Genomic DNA, 25,329 nt, shown 5'->3' on the forward strand with positions numbered 1-25,329 from the left:
CACTGATGGCTGGAAAGTTCAGATAGAGCGCGCTTCCGAATTGGGTCTGAGAGGGCGCTTGAGGTGGTGTCCACGCGGTTCTAGGGGATGCCGTCGGCGCCGACCCGCCGGACCTGGGTGTGCTTGCACGGTGCCCGGACCCGGGCTCCCTGAACCAACACGTGCGAGCCCCTGGTACGAGCCGGCCGCTCCATCGGCAGACCGCCCACCCCTCTGAAAGCGGCCTACAGGGACCTCTCCATACCACCCGCTACCGGGTGAAGGGGATACCGGGCGTCAGGGACTGTTCGTTCGACGTCCTGAACGACGCCAAGACCTGGCTCGCGACAGCCCAGACCGATGTGCGGCGCCAGGAGTTCGTCGACCCGCGAGACGGCGACCTACCACTCAAGGACTACATCAGCGTGCACTGGTGGCCCTCCCAGAGCGGAGACCCGTCCACGATCGAGCGCATCGAGCAGCGGGTCCGCCGCCATATCCTTCCGCACCTCGGGGCGCTCCCCCTGAACACGGTGGGGACCGACGTCCTGCGGAACTGGAAGAAGCGGCTGGAGCAGGACCTTGGGCCCACCTCCATCCGCCTCGTCTGGGCCACGCTGTCCAGCGTTCTCCAGGCCGCCGTCGAGGACCGCCGGCTCGCACGCAACCCGTGCCGCGCGAAAACCGTCCGGCCGCCGGCCGCTGCTCCGGGCAGGCTGGAGGCATGGCCGCAGGAACGCATGCTGGCGGTCCGCGCCGCCCTGCCGGACCGCTACCGGATCCTCGTGGAGATAGGCGCGGGTCTCGGCCTGCGCCAGGGCGAGGCGTTCGGGCTCAGCCTCGATGACTTCGACTTCGACGAGGGCGTCGTCCACATCCGGCGTCAGGTCAAGATGGTGCGGGCGAGCCTCTGCTTCGCGCTCCCCAAAGGCCGCAAGGTCCGCGACGTGGCACTGCCCTCCAGCGTGGCGGAAGCGGCACGACGGTACGCTGCCGCGTTCCCGACCGTGCCGGTCACCATGGCCTGGGACGACCCCCGCCCACCAAAGACACCGGTGGAGGCCAAGCACCGCCGACCCAGGACGTACAACCTGCTCGTGACCGGCCGCGAGCGCAAAGCGATCAACCGGAACTACTTCAACTCCTACATCTGGAAACCCGCGCTGACCAAAGCCGGCGTGATCGGCGGCCTGGAGCAGCGCGCCGACGGACAGCGCGTCTGGGAACCCTCCCGCGAACACGGCTTCCACGCGCTGCGCCACTTCTACGCCTCGGAGCAGCTGGAAGCCGGCGAGTCGGTCGTCTCACTCGCCCAGTGGCTGGGGCACTCCGACCCCGGGTTCACCCTGCGGAAGTACGCGCACTTCCTGCCCCGCGCGGGCGCCCGCGGCACCGCCGCCATCGACGCCCTGTTCGGCTAGCAGGAAGTGGGGCCGGGAACGCTCCCGGGCTCAAAGTCCCAGAGAAGTCCCACAGCCGCCGCCGCACCCCCACCTGACCCATGTTTTGGCAGGTCAGACGGGGTGCGGCGGCATCTATATGTCAAATGTCCCGGAAGATCTCGATCTGCGCGCCGATCGAGTTCAGGCGCTCCGCCAGGTCCTCGTAACCCCGGTTGATGACATAGACGTTGCGCAGGACCGACGTGCCCTCCGCCGCCATCATCGCCAGGAGGACGACGACCGCGGGGCGCAGGGCCGGGGGGCACATCATCTCGGCGGCGCGCCAGCGGGTGGGGCCCTCCACCAGGACGCGGTGGGGGTCGAGGAGTTGGAGTCGGCCGCCGAGGCGGTTGAGGTCGGTGAGGTAGATCGCGCGGTTGTCGTAGACCCAGTCGTGGATGAGGGTCTTGCCCTGCGCCACCGCCGCGATCGCCGCGAAGAACGGGACGTTGTCGATGTTCAGGCCCGGGAACGGCATCGGGTGGATCTTGTCGATCGGCGCCTCCAGTTTGGAGGGCCGGACCGTCAGGTCCACCAGGCGGGTCCGGCCGTTGTCGGCGACGTACTCCGGGCTGCGGTCGTGGTCCAGGCCCATCTCCTCCAGGACCGCCAGTTCGATCTCCAGGAACTCGATGGGGACCCGGCGCACGGTCAGTTCGGACTCCGTCACCACCGCCGCGGCCAGCAGGCTCATCGCCTCCACCGGGTCCTCGGACGGGGAGTAGTCCACATCCACGTCGATGGTCGGGACCCCGTGGACGGTCAGGGTGGTCGTGCCGATGCCCTCGACCTTCACCCCGAGCGCCTCCAGGAAGAAGCACAGGTCCTGGACCATGTAGTTGGACGACGCGTTGCGGATGGTCGACACGCCGTCGTGCCGCGCCGCCGCCAGCAGCGCGTTCTCCGTCACCGTGTCGCCCCGCTCGGTCAGCACGATCGGGCGGTCCGGGCTCACCTTGCGGTCCACGACCGCGTGGTACTGGCCCTCCGTCGCCGCGATGTCGAGACCGAACCGGCGCAGCGCGATCATGTGCGGCTCGATGGTCCGGGTGCCCAGGTCGCAGCCGCCGGCGTACGGCAGCTTGAAGCGGTCCATCCGGTGCAGCAGCGGACCGAAGAACATGATGATCGAACGGGTGCGTACGGCGGCGTCCGCGTCGATCGCCGCCATGTCCAGGTCGGCCGGCGGCACGATCTCCAGGTCCACCCCGCCGTTGATCCAGCGGCTGCGCACTCCGATGGAGTTGAGCACCTCCAGCAGCCGGTAGACCTCCTCGATCCGCGCCACCCGGCGCAGCACCGTACGGCCCTTGTTGAGCAGCGTCGCGCACAGCAGGGCCACGCACGCGTTCTTGCTCGTCTTGACGTCGATCGCCCCGGACAGCCGGCGACCGCCGACCACCCGCAGATGCATCGGGCCCGCGTAGCCCAGGGACACGATCTCGCTGTCCAGCGCTTCACCGATTCGGGCGATCATCTCAAGGCTGATGTTCTGGTTGCCGCGCTCGATGCGGTTGACGGCGCTCTGGCTGGTTCCGAGCGCCTCGGCGAGCTGCGACTGCGTCCAGCCCCGGTGCTGCCGGGCGTCACGGATGAGCTTGCCGATGCGTACGAGGTAGTCGTCTGCCATGAGGTTGAGGCTATCTCAGATATGAGATGGCGCCTCCCGGGGGGTCCATTCGGGTGAAGTGCCGTCAATCATGCCTGGTGGGGCTGGTGGTGCGACAACGGGTGCATGATGACAAAACAGGCCATGTCCCGCCTGTGAGCGTGGGCTCAGTCCTGCCGTCCGTCCGCGCTCAGGCCCCTCATCACCAGGTCCAGCAACCGCCCCGCCCGCTGCTCCCACTCCTTGTCCGGGGCGATCTGCCACAGACCGGAGATGGCGAGCGCGAAGTCGTCCGGGGTGGTGCCGGGGCGGATGGTTCCGGCCTCCTCGTTGGCGCGCAGGAGCAGTTCGATCGCCTCCGTGATCGACGAGTGCCCCGGCAGGGTTCCGCCCGGCCGGCTGGTGACCTGGCGGATGGCCTCCGCGAGGCTGGCCTTCGTCATGCAGTATCCGGCCAGCCGGTCCATCCACTCCCGCAGCGCCCGCCGTGGCGGCAGGGTCTCCAGCAACTCCCGCGCGGCGTCGGCCACCTGCCGCATCTCCTGCCGGTACAGCTCCACGACCAGCGCCTCGCGGTTCGGGAAGTGGCGGTACAGGGTGCCCTGTCCCACGCACGCCTTCTTCGCGATCGTGCTCAGCGGTGTACCGGCGTCGCGCGCCAGCTCGGTCAGGGCCACGGCCAGGATGCGCTCGCGGTTGCGCTGCGCGTCCGTGCGCTGCGACGTCTCCTGGCGTTGTGACGTCTCCGCGCGCTGCGACGTCTCCTGACGCCGTGACGTCTCCTGGTGCTGTGACGTCTCTGCGCGGTCGGGCGCGTCCGTGCCGCGCGACGCGTCGTCCGTCTGCTTCATGTGGTCCTCCCGGCGGGCCGCGGCCGAATCCGATCTTGCGAACCGGACAGCTGTCCGCTACGTTTCGTAGCCTAGCGGGCGGACAACTGTCCGTTTACTCAGCCCCGGGGGAAAGAAGGCTCACCATGGCTCCGGCCCCGGCGTCGACGTCCAGCGCCGTCACCCTCCAGGTCAACGGGGAGAAGCATCCCCTGCACCTCGACCACCGCACCACCCTGCTCGACGCGTTACGCGAACGGCTCGACCTCAACGGCACCAAGAAGGGCTGCGACCACGGTCAGTGCGGCGCCTGCACGGTACTGATCGACGGGCGTCGCGCCCTGTCCTGTCTACGGCTCGCGGTCACCGCCGAGGGCAGCGAGATCACCACCGTCGAAGGACTGGCCGAGGGCGACCGACTGCATCCGGTGCAGCAGGCGTTCCTGGACCTCGACGGCTATCAGTGCGGCTACTGCACCCCCGGCCAGATCTGCTCCGCCCTCGCCGTCATCGAGGAGCACGCGGCCGGCTGGCCCAGCGCCGCCACCGAGGACATCCGCCCCGAGGCGCGGACCACGGCCCTCACCCCCGAGGAGATACGCGAGCGGATGAGCGGCAACCTGTGCCGCTGCGGGGCGTACGTCGCCATCGTCGAAGCCGTCGCCCACGCGGCGCAGCCGCAGTCCGACGCCCACGCCGCGCAGCCGCCGCCACACGCCGACGCCTCCGTGGCACAAGCGCACGCCGAGGCCGCCGAGGGAGCCGCGCTGTGAAGGAGTTCGCCTACGACCGCGCCCCCGACATCCCCACCGCCCTCGCCCTCCTCGGCGACGACCCCGACGCCCGCTACCTCGGCGGCGGCACCAACCTGGTCGACCTGATGAAGACCGGCGTCGAGCGGCCCGCCCGGCTCGTGGACCTCGCCGCCCTGCCCCTCGACCGGATCGACCGCGCCGCCGACGGCTCCGTGCACATCGGCGCGACCGTCACCAACAGCGACCTCGCCGTCCACCCCGACATCCGGCGCGGCCACCCCGCGCTCACCCGCGCCGTCCTGGCCGGTGCCTCCGGTCAGCTGCGCAACATGGCCACCGTCGGCGGCAACCTCCTCCAGCGCACCCGCTGCCCCTACTTCACCGACCTCACCGGCCCCTGCAACAAGCGCGAGCCGGGCAGCGGCTGCCCCGCCGTCGCCGGTGAGCACCGGCATCACGCCGTCCTCGGCGCGTCCGGGCACTGCGTCGCCGTGCACCCCTCGGACCTCGCCGTCGCCCTCACCGCCTTCGACGCGCGGGTGACGTACGAGACCACCGACGGCACCGGCACCCTGCCGTTCACCGACTTCTACCTCCCCGTCGGCGACACCCCGCACCGCGAGACCGCGCTCCCGTCCGGCGCCCTGATCACCGGCGTCACCCTGCCGCCGCCCGCCCCGGTCACCGTCCGTTCCACCTACCGCAAGGTCCGCGAACGCGCCTCGTACGCCTTCGCGATCGGGTCGGTCGCGGCCGGGCTGGACATCGAGGACGGGATCGTACGGGAGGTCCGCCTCGCCCTCGGCGCGGTCGCCTCCCGGCCCTGGCGGGCGTACGCCGCCGAGCGGGCGCTGACCGGCCGCCCGGCGACCGCGACGGCCTTCACCGACGCCGCCGACGCCGAACTCGCCGCCGCCGCGCCGCTGCCCGGCAACGCGTACAAGGTGCCTCTCGTCCGCAACCTCGTCGTCGCCGTCCTCACGGAACTCGCCCAGGAGGCCGACCGATGAGCAGCACGCCCCCCGGGACGGGCACCGCCACCGCCACCCGGCCCCGCCCCGCCGTCGGGGTGCCCCACACCCGGGTCGAAGGCCCCCAGAAGGTCACCGGCCAGGCCCGCTTCTCCGCCGAGATCCCGTTCCCCGAACTCGCCCACGGCTGGCTGGTGCTGTCCTCCGTCACCCGGGGACGCGTCACGGGCGTGGAGGACGGGCCGACCCTGGCCATGCCGGGTGTGCTCACCGTGCTGCACCACGGCAACGCGCCCCGCGTCGAGCCCCGGCCCGGCATGCTCGGCCCCCCGGACCTCACCGTCGCCCTCTTCCAGCACGACCGGGTGCCCTCCCGCGGCTGGCCCGTCGCGCTGGTCGTCGCCGAGACCTCCGAGCAGGCCCGCGAGGCCGCCGAGACCCTCGTCGTGCGCTACGAGGAGGAGCCGCACGACACCGCGCTCCACGAGGAACACCCCGGCGCCTACGTCCCCGAGCAGGGCGACCCCGTGGCCCGCAAGGGCGATCTCGCCGCCGCGCTCGCGGGCTCCGAGGTCGTCGTGGACGAGCTGTACAGCACCCCGGAACAGCACCATCACCCCATGGAGCCGCACGCGGCCACCGCCCGCTGGGAGGACGGCCGGCTCGAACTGACCGACTCCAACCAGGGCGCCACCTGGGTCGCGGGCGACCTCGCCACGATGTTCTCCCTCGACCCGTCCGCCGTCCGGGTCCGCTCCGAACACGTCGGCGGCGGCTTCGGCTCCAAGGGGCTGCGCGCCCACCAGGTCGCCGCCGTGATGGCCGCGACCCGGCTCGGCCGCCCGGTGCGGGTGGTGCTGACCCGGCGCCAGATGTTCACCCTGGCCGGCCACCGCAGCCCCACCGTCCAGCGGATCCGGCTCGGCGCGGACCCCGACGGCCGGCTCCGCGCCCTCGAACACCGCGGGCTCAACCACACCTCCCACGTCTACGAGTTCGTGGAACCGTCCGCCTCCGTCGCCCGGATCCTCTACGACGCCGACGCCCACCACACCGACAACCGGGTGGTACGGCTGGACGTGCCGTCCCCGACCTGGATGCGCGCGCCCGGCGAGGCCCCTGGCTCCTTCGCCCTGGAGTGCGCCATGGACGAACTCGCCGAGCGCACCGGCCTGGACCCGATCGAACTGCGCGCCCGCAACGAACCGGCCGTCGGCCCGCTCTCCGGGCTGCCCTTCGCCGACCGCCACCTGCTCGACTGCTTCCGCGAGGGCGCCGCCCGCTTCGGCTGGGACCGCCGCGACCCGCGCCCCGGGACGCGCCGCGAGGGCCGCTGGCTGCTCGGTACCGGCACCGCCGCCTCCAGCTTCCCGGCCGGTTCCGCCCCCTCCACGGCGGCGATCACCGCCGAGGCGGACGGCACCTTCACCGTGCGGATCGCCGCGGCCGACATCGGCACCGGCGGCCGTACGGCGCTCACCCTGGTCGCGGCCGACGCGCTGGAGGTGCCGACCGACCGGGTCCGGGTCCGTATCGGCGACAGCGACTTCGGCCCCGCGATGATCGCGGGCGGCTCCGCGGGCACCCGCTCCTGGGCCTGGGCGGTCACGGCCGCCGCCCGTGAACTGCGCGAACACCTGGTCCCCGGCACCGTCCCGCCCCCCGAGGGCAGCACGGTCCGGGTGGACACCACCGAGGCAGTCAAGGCGCTGCCGCCCAAGGAGCGGTACTCGTACGGCGCCCAGTTCGCCGAGGTCGCCGTCGACCCCGGCACCGGGGAGATCCGGGTGCGGCGGCTGCTGGGCGTCTTCGCCGCCGGGCGGATCGTCAACCCGCTCACCGCCCGCGCCCAGTTCGTCGGCGGCATGACCTGGGGCCTGTCCATGGCGCTGCACGAGGAGGCCGCCCGCGACCCGCACACCGGGGGCACGGTCGGCGCCGACCTCGCGGGCTATCACTTCGCCGCGCACGCCGACGTACCGCCCGTCGAGACGCACTGGATCGAGCGGGCCGACCCGGCCGACCCGATCGGCATCAAGGGCATCGGCGAGATCGGCATCGTCGGCACGGCCGCCGCCGTCGCCAACGCGGTCTGGCACGCGACGGGCGTCCGCCACCGCGCCCTGCCGATCCGCCCGGACCGCGTACTGACCGCCGCGACCCGCCGCGACGACGCCGGCCCCGGCTAGAGCGCGGCCGGCACCGCGCGGATCCGTACGGAAGGGATCGGGAACGGAAAGGAACGGCACCGCATGCTGGACATCGCCAGGGAACTCGACCGCTGGATCGCCGAGGGGCGTGACTTCGCCGTCGCCACCGTCGTGGCCGTCGGCGGCAGCGCGCCGCGCGACCCCGGCGCCGCCCTCGCCGTCGACAGCTAGGGCACGGCGATCGGCTCCGTCTCCGGCGGCTGTGTGGAGGGCGCCGTCTACGAACTGTGCGAACGGGCGCTGCGCGAGGGCGAGACCCTGCGCGAGCGCTTCGGCTACAGCGACGAGGACGCCTTCGCGGTCGGCCTCACCTGCGGCGGCACGGTCGAGGTCCTGGTCACCCCGGTCCGTACGGTTTCTCCCGCCCGGCCGGTGTTCGCCGCCGCCCTCTCCGCCGCGGCGCACGGCGAGGCGGCGGCGGTCGCCCGGATCGTGCGCGGCCCCGCCGACCTGCTGGGCAGGGCGCTGACGACGGGCCCCGACGGCGCCTACGACGGCAGCCTCGGCCTCGGCCGCCGACTGGACCGGGTCGCCGTCGCCGAGGCCCGCGCCCTGCTGGAGGTGGGCCGCACCGGCAGCGTGGAGATCTCGGAGCAGGGCGCGCACTGCCCCGGCGGGCTGACCCTGTTCGTGGAGTCCAGCGTGCCGCCGCCCCGGATGATCGTGTTCGGGGCGATCGACTTCGCTGCCGCGCTGGTCCGGGCGGGCACGTTCCTCGGCTATCACGTCACGGTCTGCGACGCCCGGCCCGTCTTCGCCACGCGGGCGCGGTTCCCGGAGGCCGACGAGGTTGTGGTCGACTGGCCGGACCGCTATCTGCGGGGCACCCGGACCGACCCCCGCACGGTGTTGTGCGTCCTCACCCACGACGCCAAGTTCGACGTACCGCTGCTGGTGGAGGCGCTGCGGCTGCCGGTGGCGTACATCGGGGCGATGGGCTCCCGCCGGACCCACGACGACCGGGACGCCCGGCTGCGCGAGGCCGGTCTCACCGACCGGGAGCTGACCCGGCTGCGCTCCCCGATCGGCCTCGATCTGGGCGCCCGTACCCCCGAGGAGACGGCGCTGTCCATCGCGGCGGAGATCGTCGCCACCCGCCGGGGCGGTACGGGCATCCCCCTGACCGACACCCGGACCCCGATCCACCGGGACGTGGAGAGGAGAGACGGGAGAGACGGGGAAGAAGGGGAAGAAGGGAGGGAAGGGGAAGAAGGGACGGTGACGGTAGGGGCGGAGGAGACGGGTCACCGGGCGGCGAGCCCGGAGCGCCCGGGGGAGCGGGCCACAGCGGCGTGACCCACCGCCCCCGCCCGGCTCACCACCCGCCCGAGCCGCCCGCCCCCGGCCGCCGCCCGGACCCGTCAAGCCCCGTAAAGCTCAGCCGACCCGCCGCCCGGCCGCCGCCCGCCGCCCGGCCCCGTCAGCCCAGCCGGCCCGCCTCCGGCCGCCGGGCCCCGCCAGCCCCCCGCCCCGTCAGGTGTCGTACAACCCGTTCCACGGCGCGGAGAATCCCAGCCGGTCGGGGTACAGCTCGGCCCAGTCGTGCTCCTCGCCCGGCGTCGGCGCGTGCCGCTCGGTGACCAGCCCGAACACCACCCCGTCGAAGACCACCCGGAACGGCCGGATCGCGATGTCCCCGAACTCCCGCCCGTCCAGCCCGTCCAGCAGCCCCGCCAGCCGTGCCTCGGCCCGGGCCGGCGCGGCGCCGGGTGTCTCCTCGGCGCCGGGCGACGGGGTCGGCGGCCGGTCCGCCCGGGAGATGTCCGAGTCGATGTGCCGCCCGTCGGCGTCGAAACGATGCAGCACGACGTACAGCCGCCGCAGCGGGCCCTCCGCGTAGGTGACCGACGCGAAGAACTGGCCCCCGGCGTACCGCCCGATGGTCCCGGTGCGGTACTCCGGCTCATGGGCGATGGGGACGATCTCGGGAACAGTCATGGAAGGACCCTAGAGTCAGGGTCTGACAACGGCCTCGCGACCGTCCGCGAGCCGTCCTCAGCCCTGGGCGTCCGTCACCGGAAGGTCCCGGACCAGCCCCGTGCTGTCCCCGCGCAGCACCTCGTCGCCCTCCTGGTTGACGATCACGATGTCGAACTCCAGCGCCACTCCGGACCGCTTGCGCTCCACGTGCCGCAGCCTCGCGCGGCAGGTGAGGGTGTCGCCCTCCCAGACGGGCCGGACGAACTCCCAGTTCATGCGCCGGGCCAGGAAGTCCAGCCGTCCGCCGATCTCGGTCGCCAGCGACGCGGTCAGCAGCCCGTGCGCCATGACGGGCCCGTCGGCGGCGACGTGGTGCCGCCCCTCGTCCCCCACGAGGGCCGCGAACGCCGCGATGTCCTCGGCGACGATGGTCCGCCGCGCGCTGAGCACCTGGCCGACCTCCAGACCGGCCGCCTTGTTGACGGTCCCGCCCGCAGCCCTCTGGGCAGCGCCCTCCCGCCCGGCATCCTCCCGCGTCACAGTCATCCCCTCGTCCGGATATCCGTACGAGACACGACCCTAAAGGCGTTCACCCCGCAGCGGAGCCCGACCCCGACAGGTGGTCACCCGCAGCCGGCGGTCACCCGCAGCCGCCGGCCGCCAGCCGCCGCAGAAGCCCCCCACCGGAACGCCGTAAAGGCCCCCACCGGAACGCCGCAGAAGCCCCCCCACCGGAATGCCGCAAAGCCCCCCCACCGGAACGCCGCAAAGGCCCCCCACCGGAACGCCGAAAAGGCCCCCCACCGGAACGCCGAAAAGCGCGCACCGTGCCCTGCGCATGACCATCGCGCGGCCATGTACTAGAGTTATCTCGACATCGAGATATCTGCCCGAGGCGCACCGCAAGTCGCCCACCTCGGTAAGGGCTACCTAACTTAGCCTTACCTTAGCGGATCGGCCAGACCGGCGTGGCGGCAGGATGCGGTGGAACGCGCACATGAATGAAGGAGACTGTCGTGTCGGCGAACAGCTTCGACGCCCGCAGCACGCTGCAGGTGGGCGACGAGTCGTACGAGATCTTCCGGCTGGACAAGGTCGAGGGCTCCGCGCGCCTTCCCTACAGCCTGAAGGTGCTGCTGGAGAACCTGCTCCGCACCGAGGACGGCGCCAACATCACCGCCGACCACATCCGCGCCCTCGGCGGCTGGGACTCCCAGGCCCAGCCGTCGGAGGAGATCCAGTTCACGCCGGCCCGCGTGATCATGCAGGACTTCACCGGTGTGCCCTGTGTCGTGGACCTCGCCACCATGCGTGAGGCCGTCAAGGAGCTGGGCGGCGACCCGGCCAGGATCAACCCCCTCGCCCCGGCCGAGCTGGTCATCGACCACTCCGTGATCGCCGACAAGTTCGGCACCGACGACGCCTTCAAGGTCAACGTCGATCTGGAGTACGGCCGCAACAAGGAGCGCTACCAGTTCCTGCGCTGGGGCCAGACCGCGTTCGACGAGTTCAAGGTCGTCCCGCCCGGCACCGGCATCGTCCACCAGGTCAACATCGAGCACCTGGCCCGCGTCGTCATGGTCCGCGACGGCAAGGCGTACCCCGACACCCTGGTCGGCACCGACTCGCACACCACCATGGTCAACGGCCTCGGCGTCCTCGGCTGGGGCGTCGGCGGCATCGAGGCCGAGGCCGCGATGCTCGGCCAGCCGGTCTCCATGCTCATCCCGCGCGTCGTCGGCTTCAAGCTGACCGGCGAGCTGAAGCCCGGCACCACCGCCACCGACCTGGTGCTGACCATCACCGAGATGCTCCGCAAGCACGGTGTGGTCGGCAAGTTCGTGGAGTTCTACGGCGAGGGCGTGGCGGCCACCAGCCTCGCCAACCGCGCCACCATCGGCAACATGTCCCCGGAGTTCGGCTCCACCGCCGCCATCTTCCCGGTGGACGACGAGACCCTGAAGTACCTGCGGCTGACCGGCCGCAGCGAGCAGCAGGTGGCGCTGGTCGAGGCGTACGCCAAGACCCAGGGCATCTGGCTGGACCCGGCCGCCGAGCCGGACTTCTCCGAGAAGCTGGAGCTGGACCTCTCCACGGTCGTCCCGTCGATCGCCGGCCCGAAGCGCCCGCAGGACCGGATCGTCCTCGCGAACGCCGCCGAGCAGTTCAAGACCGACGTCCTCAACTACGTCTCCACCGCCGACGAGGCGGGCGAGGAGTCCTTCCCGGCCTCCGACGCCCCGGCGCACTCCAACGGCACCCCGCGCAACCCGGTCACGGTCACCGCCCCCGACGGCACCTCGTACGAGATCGACCACGGCGCGGTCACCGTCGCCGCCATCACCTCGTGCACCAACACCTCCAACCCGTACGTCATGGTCGCCGCCGCGCTGGTGGCCAAGAAGGCGGTGGAGAAGGGCCTGACCCGCAAGCCGTGGGTCAAGACCACCCTCGCCCCGGGCTCCAAGGTCGTCACCGACTACTTCGACAAGGCGGGCCTGACCCCCTACCTCGACAAGGTCGGCTTCAACCTCGTCGGCTACGGCTGCACGACCTGCATCGGCAACTCCGGCCCGCTGCCGGAGGAGGTCTCCAAGGCCGTCAACGACCACGACCTCGCCGTCACCTCGGTGCTCTCCGGCAACCGCAACTTCGAGGGCCGGATCAACCCCGACGTCAAGATGAACTACCTGGCGTCCCCGCCGCTGGTCGTCGCGTACGCCCTCGCGGGCTCCATGAAGGTGGACATCACCAGGGACGCCCTCGGCACCGACCAGGACGGCAAGCCGGTCCACCTGAGCGACATCTGGCCGACCGAGGCCGAGGTCAACGACGTCGTCGCCAACGCGATCGGCGAGGACATGTTCAACAAGTCCTACGCCGATGTCTTCGCCGGTGACGCCCAGTGGCAGGCGCTGCCCATCCCGACCGGCAACACCTTCGAGTGGGACACCGAGTCGACCTACGTCCGCAAGCCCCCGTACTTCGAGGGCATGCAGATGGACCCGGCCCCGGTCCAGGACATCTCCGGCGCCCGCGTCCTCGCCAAGCTCGGCGACTCGGTCACCACCGACCACATCTCGCCCGCCGGTGCCATCAAGGCCGACACCCCGGCCGGCAAGTACCTCACGGAGCACGGCGTCGAGCGCCGCGATTTCAACTCCTACGGCTCGCGCCGGGGCAACCACGAGGTCATGATCCGGGGCACGTTCGCCAACATCCGGCTGCGCAACCAGATCGCGCCGGGCACCGAGGGCGGCTTCACCCGCGACTTCACCCAGGCCGACGCGCCGGTCGCCTTCATCTACGACGCCTCCCGCAACTACATCGACCAGGGCATCCCGCTGGTCGTCCTCGCGGGCAAGGAGTACGGCTCCGGCTCGTCCCGCGACTGGGCGGCCAAGGGCACCGCGCTGCTCGGCGTCAAGGCCGTCATCGCCGAGTCCTACGAGCGCATCCACCGCTCCAACCTGATCGGCATGGGCGTGCTGCCGCTGCAGTTCCCCGAGGGCCAGTCCGCCGCGACGCTCGGCCTGACCGGCGAGGAGACCTTCTCCTTCGCGGGTGTCACCGAGCTGAACAACGGCACCACCCCGGCCACGGTCAAGGTCACCACCGACACGGGCGTCGAGTTCGACGCGGTCGTCCGCATCGACACCCCCGGTGAGGCCGACTACTACCGTAACGGCGGCATCATGCAGTACGTCCTGCGGAACCTGATCCGCAACTGACGGATCCCCGCCCCGCACGACAGCGACAGGGCCGCATCCCGCACCGGGGTGCGGCCCCTCGTCCGTCGTCAGTCGCGCGAGATCCGCCAGTACGACTCCGTCACCCGGTCGCCGGGGACCCACACCGCCGGGGTGCGGCGGTTGTCGGTGACGAACATGCTGGCGTAGAGGTAGCCGCCGTAGTGGTTGTTGTACAGCCCGATCTGGTCCCGGTCGGAGAGCACCCCATAGTTGTTGATCTTGATGTCCTTCGTCACGTACAGATGCTCCTGGATGGTGACATCGCACTCCGGGAGCACGTCGACATTGCTGTTGATGGAGAGCTTCTCGCCGTAGGGGCCCCGCAGTTCGCGGATCCGGACGTAGTGGTCGCTGCTCACCGCCTCCACCGGGCCGTAGGCGCGCAGGGTGTCGTTGGCGTTGAGGGTCCCGTTGGCGTTCAGGGTGCCGGCGACATCCAGGCCCGCCCCCACGTCCACATTGCTGCGGGCCGACAGGTTGCCGTTCACCGTGAGGCTGCTCCTCGCCTGGGCGGTGCCGCTGACCGTCAGGGCGTTCCCGACCTCGGCCGAGCCCTGCACGGAGAGGGAGGACTTCAGCGAGGTGTCCCCGTGCACCTCCAGCGCGGACTGGGCGTCGACGTTCCCCCGGACGGTCAGCGCGCCCAGGGTCGGGTCCGGCACGGTGAGGGTGAGGGCGGCGTACTGGTAGACCGGCTCGAAGTCGTCCCCGCCCCCTCCGCCGCCCGAGGCCATGGACCCCTCCAGCGTGAACGTGGTGTCCATGGTGAGCGAACCCGGGGCGAGGGAGTAGTAGGTGTCGGGCCCGTTGTAGACGATCCGGCCGTCGCCGTCGTAGAGCCGGAAGTCCGAGCCGTTGCTCTCCCAGGAGAGGTAGACGCCGCTGCCGGCGGCGAACCTCGTCTTCGGGGCGTCGGCGCTCGCGCCGTCGCGGGCCAGGAAGGTGTGCAGATAGAACACCGGCGGGGTGACGGGCAGCGGGAGGACCTGCCGCCTCGCCGTGTAGTCCTCGGGGTCGGACGAGGTGTCGGAGTGCTCGGTGAGGTGGTAGTCGAGCGTGCCGGTGGTGGCGCTGAGGGGCCCGCTGAGGCCGAAGTGCACGGTGCCGTCGATGGGAAGGCTGTCGTCGCCCGCGTAGCGGAAGATGGCGCGGTAGAACAGGGCGTCGCTGGCGAGGCCGATGTGCTTCCCGGACACCTGGACCATGGAGCCCAGCGCCCACTGGTCGCTGTCCGTGGAGAACGTGGGCCCCTCGGTGAAGTACGCGCCCCCGCTCTGCCCGTCGCCCGGCACGGCTATCTGGATCCAGTCGCAGTACACGTCGTTCCGGTCGGCCGTCACGGTGAGGTTGACACGGCCCTGGGTCGCCGTCTCCGGGGTGCTCGCCTGGAGCGGGGTCGGACGGGTGGAGAGACGGTAGGTGAGCAGGGGGAGCTGATCGGACATGGCGGGCCTCCTGATCGGTCTGCTGTCGCTGCTGCTGTTGCTACTGCTACTGCTGGTCGGGCTCGTCCTCGTCCTCGGGCTCGGTGAGGAGACGGAGCAGGCCGTCTTCGAGCGTGGGGGGACGGTCCGGGAACCGTGCGTCCGGCAGTGCGGGCACCAGGTCGTACGGCGTCCAGGAGCCGCCCGTCGGCGGGGCCGGGCGCAGCCATGACCAGGTGCCGTGCCGGGTGCTGGGCCTCGGGAAGGCGAGGGCGCCGTCCTCGCCGCCGTCCCCGATGACGGGGCCGAAGCGGAAGAGGGCCTGGAGCCGGCGGAGCGCGCCGTCGACGTGCTGCTGGGGGACGGTGACGGAGACCGTGGGGGCGATGCCGCTGACGGCGTGTATGTCGGCGCGCGGGTCGACGAGCAGGAGCAGCCGGGTCGGCTCGGTGTCACCGAAGGTCAGCGTCGGGTAGTTGGGGGGCCGTGACGGGTCGGGGGCGCCGGGCGGGCCGATGCGGACGACGAGGTCCTGGCCGTCGTCGGGAGCCGTGACGCTGTCGAACCGCTCGTAGTCGTAGCCCCCGCCGGGAGCGGCGCGGTAGAAGCCGATCAGCCCGTCGTCGCGGGCGGGCTGGTCGCCGAGCCGGACGGCGAACGGGTCGGCGGTGAACGCGGCGGGCGGCGGACGGAGGCTGGCCGCCCAGCCGGTGTCGGACCGGGGCGGGCCGTCGAGGCTCAGCCGCAGCCGGGCCTGGACCAGGGCCAGCGGCCGTCCGACGAGGGCGGACAGGGTCTGGTCGGTACGGCGGCCCAGTGGGTCGGTGGTCCACAGCGTCGAGTCGATGACGTCCAGGAACGCGCTGAGGTTGGCGTCGGTGGCGAGCGCGCGGGAGCGCAGCAGACCGGCGACGGTCGGGGCGAGCGCCTCGACCTGGGCGAGGGTGCCGACCGTGCCGTCGGGCGGCGGCTCCCACTGGCCGGTGCGGGTGCCGGTGCCGTCGGTGAGCGAGCGGTAGGTGCCGAGGAACCGGCCCGCCGGGTCGTACAGCAGCAGACTGCGGTCGAGGTGGTCGGGGAGCAGCCAGCCGGTGACGGGGCTGGGGTCGGCGGCCGTCTCCACGACACGGGTGCCGGTGGCGGCGTCGAGGAGGTCGAAGTCGAGCCGGGCGGGCTGGAGCGGGCGCGGGGGCAGTTGGGCGACGGCGGCGACGGTGGGGGTGAGCGAGGACCCGGTGGTGAGGGCGGTGTCGATGACCAGCGGGAAGCTGCGGTAGTCGTGCAGGCCGCCGCTCTGGAGGTCGGGGCTGACGACATCGAGGACGCGGCCGAACTTGTCGTAGAGGAAGAGTTCTTCGAGGTGGATCTGGCCCTGGCGGGTCTCGTGGAACGGTCCGCTCTCGCCGCCGGGGAGGTACGGGACGCTGGTGACGCGGCCCCGGTAGCGGTCGGGCAGGGCGTCCTCGGTGGCGGCGTCCGGGTAGCCGACGAGGCCCGCGACCTCCGGGAAGTGCCGGTCCTGGGGGGTGGGGCGGCGGAAGGCGCGGGTGTCACGGGCCGCCAGGCGGTCGTTGAACCCGGTGAGTTCCTGGGCGAGGAAACCCCAGTCGCCGATGGCCGAGAGCCAGCCGGGCAGCTGTTCGCGCTGGTCGGCGGAGCCGTGCCGGGAGACGAACTCCTTCAGCCGGGCGGCGAACAGGGCGCGGGGGTGCGGGCCGAGGGCGGAGACACCCTTGACGACGACCGGCTTCGGGGTGGTCGCCGTGCCGGGGACGTACTGGTAGTCGGTGCCGTCGAAGGCCCAGCAGCGCTGTCCGTCGGCGGCGGTGTGCGGGATGTGGTGGTAGGCGGTCTTCCACTCCATGAACAGGGGTTCCCAGGGCTGGCCCCAGGGGTCCAGGCCCAGCGCGGGCAGGGTGCCGGCCCAGTCGCCGGGCCGGTGTGCGGCGAGGGTGGCGGCGAGGTCCGCCGCCGTCAGTCCGGTGGCGGCGGCGAGGGCGGGGGCGTTGCCCGGGTCCAGCAGGAAGTACTCCGTGAGCAGCCCGGCGATCTCGTCCGGCAGCCCGCCGGGGCCCGGGAGGGCGGGCATCGGCCCTTGGCCCGGTGTCGCGGTGACGGCCCTGCCCCGGACGGTGACGGCGCTGACCAGCGGGGTGGGGGTGCCGTCGGTGAGCGGCCGGACGGGTACGGGCGTGTCGGTGACGGTGGCGTCGGCCGGGGGCAGGATCCCGGAGAGGCTGACCACGGGGTTGACGCTGTGCCGGTACGGGGGCCGGGGCACGGCCTTGAGCGTGGCGCCGTCCGTGAGTCCCTTGGCCCGGGCGAAGGCGTCGATCCCGGCGAGGAGCGCGGCATGGGCGTCGGTGTGCGGCACGGACCGGTCCGGCTGGGGCACCCGCTCCGCCAGGGCACGTGCCTCGGCCGCCTTCGCCCGCACGGTGTGCGCGAGGGAGCCTTCGCGGGTGGGGTCGAGTTCCGCCTGGAGGGCGTCCTGGTCGGGGGCGTGGGCGGGGGGCGGGTCCAGGATGCCGAGGAGGCCGTTCTTCAGCCACAGGGAGTTGAGCCGCCACTGGTGGGCGTGCACCTCGCCGAGGAGGCTGTCCAGTCGGTGCTGGTCGTCGTTGAGGGTGGCGAGCCAGGCGGGTGGGGCGAACGGAGCCGCCGGGTCGGTCGCCGCCGGGTCGGTCGCCGCCGGGTCGGTGGCCGCCGGGTCGGTGGGTGCCGGGCCGGTGGAGGCTGGGTCGGTGGCCGCCGGGTCTACGGGCGGTGGGGTCACCGTCCAGCGGTATCCGCCCGGCCCGGCGCCGAACGAGGCCGCGTGGACGGCCCGGCGCACCCGTTCGTCGCCGCCCTTCTCGTCCGCGACGGGGAGCAGGTCGTGCAGGAAGGCGCGCAGGAGTTGCAGGTCGTCGGCGGTGGGCCGGGCGCCGGTGGCCTGGAGGGCGTGTCCGGCGAGGGCGGTGAAGGCGTCCTCGGTGGTGGTGCCGATCGCGACATTGAGGGCGGCGCTGTCCTTGACGGTGTGGAGGGGGTCGGGGGAGGGGGCGGCGGTGGCCGCCGGGTCCCAGGGGACGGTCAGGGCGAGACCTTGGTAGAGGCTGCGGACGGCGGGGGTGGCGTCGGCGTCGAGGATGGGGTTGCCGGTGAGACGCGGGTCCTGCCAGCCGAGCCGGGTGAGCCGGTCGGCGTAGGAGGTGCCGGGCGGGAGGGTGGCGAGGACGTCGGCGGCCGGGTCGGAGTACCAGCCCACGACCTGGTACCCGAGGGTGTCCCCGACCGGCAGGTCGGCGAGGTCGTCCAGGAACGAGAACACGTTGGTGTGGTGCGGGACGTAGGTGGTGAAGTGCGGGTCGCCCGTGTCCATGGCGGTGAGGAACAGCGGGTCCCGAGGGGCCCGTTCCGTCCACGGGGTGGCGTCGGTGTGCGGGAAGGCGAGGCCGATCGCCGCCTGGTGCGCCTTGGAGGTCCTGCCGCTGCGGTAGGGGTCGGGGCTGGCCGACCAGGCGCTCAGGGTGTCGGAGGTGACCAGGTAGGGGCTGGAGTGTTCCAGGGCGTGGCCCTGCTGGCGGGCGTACGGGGTGTGCGGGCAGTCGCTCTCGATCACCCAGGCCCGGACGTGCCGGGTGGTGGTGCCGCTGAAGCGGGTGACGAGCCAGCGGTTGGGCACCAGCGGGTAGGCGACCGCACCGGTGGCGGGATCCTCCACGCCGTGGCGCAGTCCCCGGGGGAGCGTCCAGTGCAGATGCACCCCGGTGTGGCTGAAGAGGGGGTCGTCGCTCTGGCGGTCGCCCTCGTCGGGTTCGGGGCTCATGTAGTCGTTGAGGGCAAGGTAGTTCTGGCGCCAGGTGCGGAAGCCGTCCCGGCGCAGCAGGGCCGGGGACACCACGAGGGCGTCGAGGGCGACCGGCACGACGAGGGCGGGGCGCGGGCTCATCCCCGGCCTCCTTCCGGGGCGGGGAAGCGGTCTCCGTCCGGGGCAGCGAAACCGTCCCCTTCCGGTGCGGGGAAACCGTCCCCTTCCGGTGCGGGGAAGCGGTCGCCGTCGGGGCCGTCGAAGCGGATCGCCTCGGGGACCTTGACCAGTTGGAGGGCGAGGTCGGCGGGGCCGAGCGGTCCGACGGGGGTGCCGTGCGCGGCGTCCAGCGCGGCGGACAGCGCGGGCACGAGCGAGCCGAGGTCCAGGACCCGGACGGCCGGGTCGCCGGTCGGGCGCAGATGGTCCAGGACGGGGAAGGTGACGTCGGCGCCGAGTTGCTCGCCGAGCGGCAGCCGGGGGCCGGTGTCCGGCAGCAGGCTGCGCAGCGGGACCAGTCCGTCGTCCTCCACGCCGAAGCAGAAGCCGTCCTGCGGTTCGGCGAGTTCGAGGGTGGCGGGCACCCCGTTGAACAGGCACAGCAGCACGGTGGGGGACAGGTGCTCCATCCGCAGCACCGGCAGCGGCCGGCCCGCCGGGTCCACGGCGCGGACGGCGAGGTGGGGCCAGCCGGAGACCAGCGCGGAGCGCAGCAGCAGTCCGGAGACCGCGCCGAGGGTGCCGTCGGGGTCACCGGGCGGGGCGTCGCGCTGTTCGTCGCGGTGCCGGGCCGCCGCGCCCGCCGCCTTCGTCCGTACGACGTCGGCCACCACCGCGTCCTGGAGCGTGTCCCGGCTCGACTGCGCGCCGATCCCCAGCGCCCCGCCGACCAGCGCGTCCAGCCAGTTCGGGTCGGTGTGGAAGAAGCGCAGCGACTCCGGCGGCAGCATCCGCGCGTCGGGCACGAGCTGGGTGAACGGCACCGGCTGGAGCAGCAGCAGCCGCGCCAGCCAGTCCACCACCGGGGCCAGTTGCCCCTTCAGGCCGTCGTCCTCGTCCAGGGCCCGGGTGACGGCGGTGCGGGCGGCGTCGGACCGCAGGAAGGTGTCCAGGTCCTGGCTGGGGTCGCTGGGCGCGGGCGCGGGTGCGGGCGGCGACCAGGCGCCGACGGGGCGGGACGGGGTCGCGCCGAGCGTGGTGAGCAACGGCCCGTCGAGCAGCGCCGAGAAGGCGCCGCGGGCGGTGCGCGGCTGGTCCTCGTCGCCGTCCCGCGGCGGCAGATGGCTGCTGGTGGCCCGGTGGTAGAGGGTGTCGGCGAGGTCGTGGGCGGCGCGCTTGAACGCGATGAGCTGCTGGACGTAGGCGGAGTCGGCGAGCGCGAGCGCCCGGCCCGTCTCGAACGCGGTCGCGAGCGACACGTCGAAGCTGCCCCAGGCGGGGTCGTAGCCGAGCAGGGCGTCGGCGGCGGTGGCCGTCCGCACCCGGTCGACCGTGACGGGCGGTACGGGGGTCAGCGGTCCCCGGTACCAGCCGAAGGTGCGCTCGCCCGACCGGATCCGGTACGGCAGCGGCACATAGCCGTCACCGATCCGCCGGGCCACCTGCCGCCGGGCGTCCGGGGTGCCGTCGGTGTCCTGGTAGGGGGAGGGCAGCCGCAGCCACATCTCCTCGCGGTCCGCGGCGCGGGAGCGGTCGGGGGTCCGGGTGAGTCCTTCGGCGAGGACGCGGAAGTGCCCGCCCGCATCCGGGTGGGCCCAGAACGTCCAACTGCACAGGGACAGCAGCGCGACCGACGTACGGCCCTGGAAGTCGGGGTCGGCGCGCAGGAGCGGTTCGTGGCCCTCCAGGGAGACCAGGTGGACGATGTTCTTGGTGCGGGCCTCCGGCGGCGATCCGGGCGGGCCCGCGGCCGGGAAGCGGTGCGCGACGACGACGGAGAACAGCCCGTCCTCCTCGATGCCGAGGACGGGCCGGTCCCCGGTGTTGGCGCCCCGGCAGTGCGCCAGATACCGCAACTCGTCCAGGCGGGGCACCACATGGGGGAACACGGCGGCGGGGACGCGGATGACCTCGCACGGGTCGTCCCGCCCGAGGTCCGCCTCCGGGGACAGTGCGGGCTTGAGCACGGCCGGGTCGGCGGCGAGGAGCCCGTCCACCGTGGTCGACTCGGTGCGGGTCGGGGCGGTCGTCCCCCCGCTGAGCTGGTCGTCGGTGAGGACCAGCAGCGCCAGCCAGGGCGTGGTGCGGTCCGTGCCGTGCAGCGGGCGCTCCCACGGCAGCAGCGGGTCGCCGAGCACCACATGGGGCAGCACCTCGGCGAACCGTCCTTCGGCGGAGTCCGGTGGCTGCCGGGCGAGCACCGCCGCGCTGTCGACGGCCACTTGGGGGGCGCGTACGGTGAACCGCTGGACGGCGCGGAACGGCCCGCCGACGATGCCCGCGCCCTCGTCCTGGCCGGTGCGCAGGGTGTGGGTGGCCTCGATCCGGTAGTCACCCGCGGGCAGGGCGGGCAGATAGTGGTCGTGCAGTTCGATGTCCCCGACGGGGAGGGTGTCGCGGGCGGGATGGTGCTGCGGGCTCGGGCTCACGTCCGGCTCCTCGGTCCTGTTCCTGCGCCCGGGTTCTGGGAAAGCGGAGCCCGGCTGTAGAGGTGGGCGGCCCCCGCCGCCAGCGCGGCCAGGGTGTCCGCGGGGCCGCTGAACAAGCCGGCGTCGGCCAGTGCCGCGCACACCTGGTCGCGCCCGGCGCGGGCCGGGCCCCGGTCGGTCGCCCCGATCCGTTCCACACAGGAGTCGTCGGGTACGCAGACGTAGTCACGGTCGGGAACGGGGGCCGAGGGCAGCGGGGCCAGGCCGGGCGGGATCTCGTCGGCCATGTACTCGCTGAGCGGGAACACCCCGCGCGAGGCGGCCAGTTCGGGCCGGGGCGCCTGGACGTCGTAGCCGACGGGCCGGTCGGGGAGCACCTCGGCGCCGGGCGCGTCCGGGGTGTGGCTGAAGGGGCGGGGCGGGGCGCCCCACAGGGAGGCGGGGAGGGTGTGGGTGCGGGCGGTGGCCGTCCAGCCGTCCAGCGCGGCGCGCGTGCCCTCGTGGTACAGCTCCAGGCGGTGTTCGCCGACCAGGCCGGTGTGGTCCATGGGCCGGATGTCGACGGCGGGCCCGTCCTCGGACCCGTCCCCGGGGCCGGGGGAGGACAGCGGGGTGTCACCGAGGCGCAGATGGCTGGCGGGCAGCGCGGACTGGGTGAAGAACCGCAGGTCGCGGGCGCGGACGAACCACACCTTGCCGCTGTTGCCGCGGTCCTGGGCGGTGTCCTCGGCGGTCTTGTCCACGCCGTTGACGGGGGCGATCGTGATGACGTCCGCCGGTTTCGGCAGCAGGTCCGCGAACGCGTCCCACTCCAGCGCCGTGGCGTCCGTGTCGGAGCGGCCGGGGCCGAAGCTGATGGTCTTGGAGATGCCGATGAAGTGCGCGGTGACCGAGCCGCCGGTCGGTGGTCCCCACAGCTCCAGGTCGGCGCCGACGGTCAGGCTGATCGTCTTGTGGAGGATCCCGAGGTCGAGCTGGTAGGAGGCGCCGATGCTCACCGAGAGGCGGGCGGTGAAGAAGAAGGGCCGCCAGGACAGCAGGACGTCGGCCTGGGCGGTGAACCAGGCCCGGAAGTCCCCCGCGTGGAAGACGATGCTCAGCCGGCCCCCGGCCATCGCGCAGGACGAGGTCACCGCGAGATACGCCTGTGCGGTGATCGTCAGCTTGTCGCTGACCGCCCAGTCGATACCGAGCCGGGGTACGTCGGGATAGCCGGCGGGGCGCCGGAACGACGGGTGGTAGCCGCCGAGGGTGACCACGAACTGCCCGGCGTTCGGATGGTCGCCGAACCACACCGACGCGGCGAACCCGCCGGTGAGATGACAGGCGGGGGTGAGGACGTACGACACCGGGGCCAACTGCGCCGCCAGCTCGAAGCTCCCGGCGAGGGGCCGGACCACCGCTTCGAGGCCCAGTTCGGCGTAGACGTAGGTACGGGTGGCGGACTCGGCGGGCATCGGCAGCTGGAGGGTGGCGGTCCCCAGCACGGCGAGCGCGAGTTCCTGGCCGAACTCGGCGGCCAGCAGCACCTTGGAGTTGACCACCTCGGCGACGGTGAACTCGATGCCGAGGGCCAGCCAGTACGAGCCCTGCCGCGGGGCGATCCACTCCCGCAGCGGGCCGCCCGGCACGGCGGGGACCCGTCCCTCCAGCACATCGAGGACGCCGGAGGGCTTCAGGTCGGCGTCCGGCCCCTGCTTGTTCAGCGCCAGCAGCGGGAACCCGGACACCTCCCGGGCGGTGGGCAGGGCCAGTTCCCGGTGGAAGCCGAACCCGGCCATCAGCCCGGTGACCAGGATCGGCGGCGCCGCCACGAGGGGCGCCTCGACCTGGGCGAAGACGAACAACGACGGCTGTCCGTCCGTCAGTTGGGCGTACGAGCCGACGGCGGCGAGGGAGAAGTCCGGTACGGCGACGGTCGCGGTGCCGTCGAACTGGAAGGCCACGCCCCGGTCCAGCCGGTCGGCGGGGAGATGGAGCAGCGCGCCCGCGATCTCGACCGGGGGAGCGATGTAGCCGATACCGAGGCCGTCGAGGTGGAAGACGGGGGCGAACCGCTCCAGCGAGGAGCCGACGGCCAGCCCGTCCAGCGACAGGGTCAGCGGCCCGAGCCGCACCCCGGCATCGAGACCGAACAGCAGCGCGTTGTGCTGGTACATCACCCCTATGCGGTTGATCTGGAGGACCCCGAGCTGTTTCTGGACGCTGAACCAGACGCCGCTGGAGGCCGGGGCGGGACCAGGGGTGGAGGGTGCGCTGGGCGCGACGGGGGCGGAGGAAGGCGAGGAGGGGGTGGAGTCGGTGGGGTCGGTGGTGGGGTCGGTGGGGTTGGTGGAGTTGCCCGCGGGCAGCCCGAGGGCGACCGGGGTCCGCTCCTGGCCGATGCGCAGGTCGGCGAGGACGGCCGGCCCGGCCTTCAGCCCGCCCGTGGGCAACTCCACCACCTGGGCCCGCGCGAGCAGCGCGTTGGCGGCGCCGACGGCGGTGGTGTCGAACACCCCCGAGGAGTAGAGGATCTGGAGGTTGTCGACGGCGAGTTCGCCGCCCGCCTCGGAGAGGAACCCCCCGACGAGGGGGAGCCCGGCCAGGTCGATGGAGGCCGACAGGTCGACCCCGACGCAGAACACCGCGGGGCCGTTGGGCGGCTTGACCCGTACGAACTTGGCGTCCTTGAGCCCGATCCGCAGGCTGTCGGGGATCCCGGCGGCCAGGTCGGCGGAGAAGTGGGCGACCAGGTCCCGCAAGGCGACCTGGGCGCTGTCGTCGTCGGCGTGGTGGTCGGCGACGAGGAGGTCGGTGCCGGTGCGCTCCGCGTCGAGGGAGACGTCGAAGGAGAGGCCGTCGACGGTCAGCCGACCGCCGTAGCGGGTCGCGGTGTCGTCCCGTGCGACGGTCAGCGCGAGGGAGGCCGTGACGCCGTCGGCGATCGTGAGTTGTCCCCGGCAGAGGAAGTCGAAGAGCTTGGTGCCGGTGGTGTGGGAGAGCCGCAGTCCGGTGAGTTCCAGGGAGCGCAGGGGCTGGGGGACGTCGGGCAGCCGCAGGGCGTCGATCACCTCGCCGACCCCGATCTCCCCGGCCGCGAGACCGCCGCTGAAGGTCCAGCCGCCCTTCGCGCCGCCGACCTGCGAGGCGGACACGTCGATGTCGAGGGAATGACCGATCGAGACCGTGCCGGTGATCTGGGCCACGAACCCGCGGACCGGGGCGTAGTGGAGGGCGAGGGAGAGGGACGTGAGGGCGAAGGGGCCGATGCCCCAGTCACCGGTGGCGGTCATCCGGACGAGGAACGCCTTGCCGAGGCTCGCGGTGAACGACAGTTCGCTGACGGCCAGCGACGCGGGCACCTCGCTCACCGGCAGCCCGAACGACTCCAGCAGGGCGCGGACGTCGAGCGGCCCGCCGTCGCGCAACCGGCCGGTGACCCGTAGGTCGGGCAGCCACACCGCGATCTCCAGGGCGAGCACCTTGATGTCGAGGGCGGCGACGACGGCCATGGAGGTCACGTCGTACACGGCCGGTACGGTGCCGTCCTTCGGGGTCAGCCGGTAGTCGAACCCGGCGACGTCGCGGGCGGCGAGGTCCAGGGCGCGCAGCCCCTCCCGGGCGCTCTGCCACACGGAGCTGTCGCTGAGGCGTCCGCCCAGGTCGTCCAGCGCGTCGGCGAACGCCCCCCGCTGCCGTGGCCGTACGGCGGCGGTCAGTGCTCCGTCCTCGCCCTCGGTCACCGTGGACACCACGTCGACGGAGTCGTACGTCCCGCTGAGCACCGAGGTGACGGAGCCGTCCGCCGACACCGTCACCGTCACACCGGTCACCGCGAGCGTGACCCGCCCGCCGACGGGCCAAGCGGTGGACGCGCAGGTGAGGACGAGCGTCAGCGCGGTCTTCCCGCCGTCGACGCGGGGCGCCTGCGAACCGGCCGTGCCCTGGCAGGTGCCGTTCGGGAACGTGGCCAGCAGGTCGGTCAGCCGCGGCGGCAGCGCGGTGTCCGTGGCGCGCAGGACCGGAGGCTCCCCCAGCCTCGTGAGGTGCGCTTCCAGGGCATCGAGATCCACC

13 protein-coding genes and 1 pseudogene are annotated in these 25,329 nt (G+C 72.8%); 6 read left to right on the top strand and 8 right to left on the bottom strand.

The window, feature by feature from the left end; all coding sequences use genetic code 11:
- Window positions 1-257: 257 nt before the first annotated feature.
- Window positions 258-1,400, top strand: coding sequence for a tyrosine-type recombinase/integrase (locus ACIQNG_RS11100; RefSeq protein ID WP_401484068.1), 1,143 nt, complete (start codon window positions 258-260; stop codon window positions 1,398-1,400).
- Between the two features lie 121 nt (window positions 1,401-1,521).
- On the opposite strand, the gene ACIQNG_RS11105 is transcribed toward ACIQNG_RS11100, so the two are convergent.
- Both ACIQNG_RS11105 and ACIQNG_RS11110 read right to left on the bottom strand, forming a co-directional pair.
- Entirely contained in the window at window positions 1,522-3,051 is a 1,530-nt protein-coding gene (locus ACIQNG_RS11105) for a helix-turn-helix domain-containing protein (RefSeq protein ID WP_401425785.1), read from the bottom strand.
- Window positions 3,052-3,197: 146 nt separating this feature from the next.
- Window positions 3,198-3,881 (bottom strand): TetR/AcrR family transcriptional regulator, encoded by a 684-nt coding sequence (locus ACIQNG_RS11110; protein WP_401484070.1) that lies wholly within the window; start codon window positions 3,879-3,881, stop codon window positions 3,198-3,200.
- Window positions 3,882-4,006: 125 nt separating this feature from the next.
- Between ACIQNG_RS11110 and ACIQNG_RS11115 the strand changes: the two genes are divergently transcribed.
- The 4 genes and pseudogenes from ACIQNG_RS11115 to ACIQNG_RS11130 all read left to right on the top strand — a co-directional run.
- Window positions 4,007-4,633, top strand: coding sequence for a 2Fe-2S iron-sulfur cluster-binding protein (locus ACIQNG_RS11115; protein ID WP_401484072.1), 627 nt, complete (start codon window positions 4,007-4,009; stop codon window positions 4,631-4,633).
- A complete protein-coding gene (locus ACIQNG_RS11120) occupies window positions 4,630-5,625 on the top strand; it encodes an FAD binding domain-containing protein (protein WP_401484074.1) in 996 nt (331 codons plus the stop codon). Before ACIQNG_RS11115 ends, ACIQNG_RS11120 begins: the two co-directional genes overlap by 4 nt.
- On the top strand, window positions 5,622-7,775 hold the full coding sequence (locus ACIQNG_RS11125) for a xanthine dehydrogenase family protein molybdopterin-binding subunit (RefSeq protein WP_401484075.1): 2,154 nt from the start codon (window positions 5,622-5,624) through the stop codon (window positions 7,773-7,775). The genes ACIQNG_RS11120 and ACIQNG_RS11125 overlap by 4 nt, the downstream gene beginning before the upstream one ends.
- Before the next feature lie 63 nt (window positions 7,776-7,838).
- Window positions 7,839-8,975: pseudogene (locus ACIQNG_RS11130) on the top strand (XdhC family protein); the annotation flags it as partial.
- A 294-nt stretch (window positions 8,976-9,269) separates the two neighbouring features.
- Here ACIQNG_RS11130 and ACIQNG_RS11135 read toward each other — a convergent pair.
- Together ACIQNG_RS11135 and ACIQNG_RS11140 are read right to left on the bottom strand one after the other, a co-directional pair.
- On the bottom strand, window positions 9,270-9,734 hold the full coding sequence (locus ACIQNG_RS11135; RefSeq protein ID WP_401484077.1) for a hypothetical protein: 465 nt from the start codon (window positions 9,732-9,734) through the stop codon (window positions 9,270-9,272).
- A gap of 57 nt (window positions 9,735-9,791) precedes the next feature.
- Window positions 9,792-10,256, bottom strand: a complete 465-nt coding sequence (locus tag ACIQNG_RS11140; RefSeq protein ID WP_401484079.1) for a hotdog domain-containing protein — start codon at window positions 10,254-10,256, stop codon at window positions 9,792-9,794.
- Between the two features lie 476 nt (window positions 10,257-10,732).
- On the opposite strand from ACIQNG_RS11140, the gene acnA reads away from it, so the two are divergent.
- Window positions 10,733-13,447, top strand: coding sequence for an aconitate hydratase AcnA (gene acnA / locus ACIQNG_RS11145; protein ID WP_401425804.1), 2,715 nt, complete (start codon window positions 10,733-10,735; stop codon window positions 13,445-13,447).
- Window positions 13,448-13,515: 68 nt separating this feature from the next.
- On the opposite strand, the gene ACIQNG_RS11150 is transcribed toward acnA, so the two are convergent.
- From ACIQNG_RS11150 to ACIQNG_RS11165, 4 genes are read right to left on the bottom strand one after another with little or no spacing between them, the layout of a single operon-like run.
- The gene (locus tag ACIQNG_RS11150; protein WP_401484081.1) at window positions 13,516-14,913 is read right to left on the bottom strand and encodes a hypothetical protein; all 1,398 of its coding nucleotides are present in this window, start codon (window positions 14,911-14,913) and stop codon (window positions 13,516-13,518) included.
- A 46-nt stretch (window positions 14,914-14,959) separates the two neighbouring features.
- A complete protein-coding gene (locus tag ACIQNG_RS11155) occupies window positions 14,960-18,826 on the bottom strand; it encodes a hypothetical protein (RefSeq protein ID WP_401484083.1) in 3,867 nt (1,288 codons plus the stop codon).
- Window positions 18,823-21,273, bottom strand: a complete 2,451-nt coding sequence (locus ACIQNG_RS11160; RefSeq protein WP_401484085.1) for a hypothetical protein — start codon at window positions 21,271-21,273, stop codon at window positions 18,823-18,825. Before ACIQNG_RS11160 ends, ACIQNG_RS11155 begins: the two co-directional genes overlap by 4 nt.
- The gene (locus ACIQNG_RS11165) at window positions 21,270-25,328 is read right to left on the bottom strand and encodes a DUF6603 domain-containing protein (RefSeq protein ID WP_401484087.1); all 4,059 of its coding nucleotides are present in this window, start codon (window positions 25,326-25,328) and stop codon (window positions 21,270-21,272) included. The genes ACIQNG_RS11160 and ACIQNG_RS11165 overlap by 4 nt, the downstream gene beginning before the upstream one ends.
- Between the last annotated feature and the right edge of the window lies 1 nt (window position 25,329).

This window comes from Streptomyces sp. NPDC091377 (genome assembly GCF_044757045.1).
GTDB lineage: Bacteria > Actinomycetota > Actinomycetes > Streptomycetales > Streptomycetaceae > Streptomyces.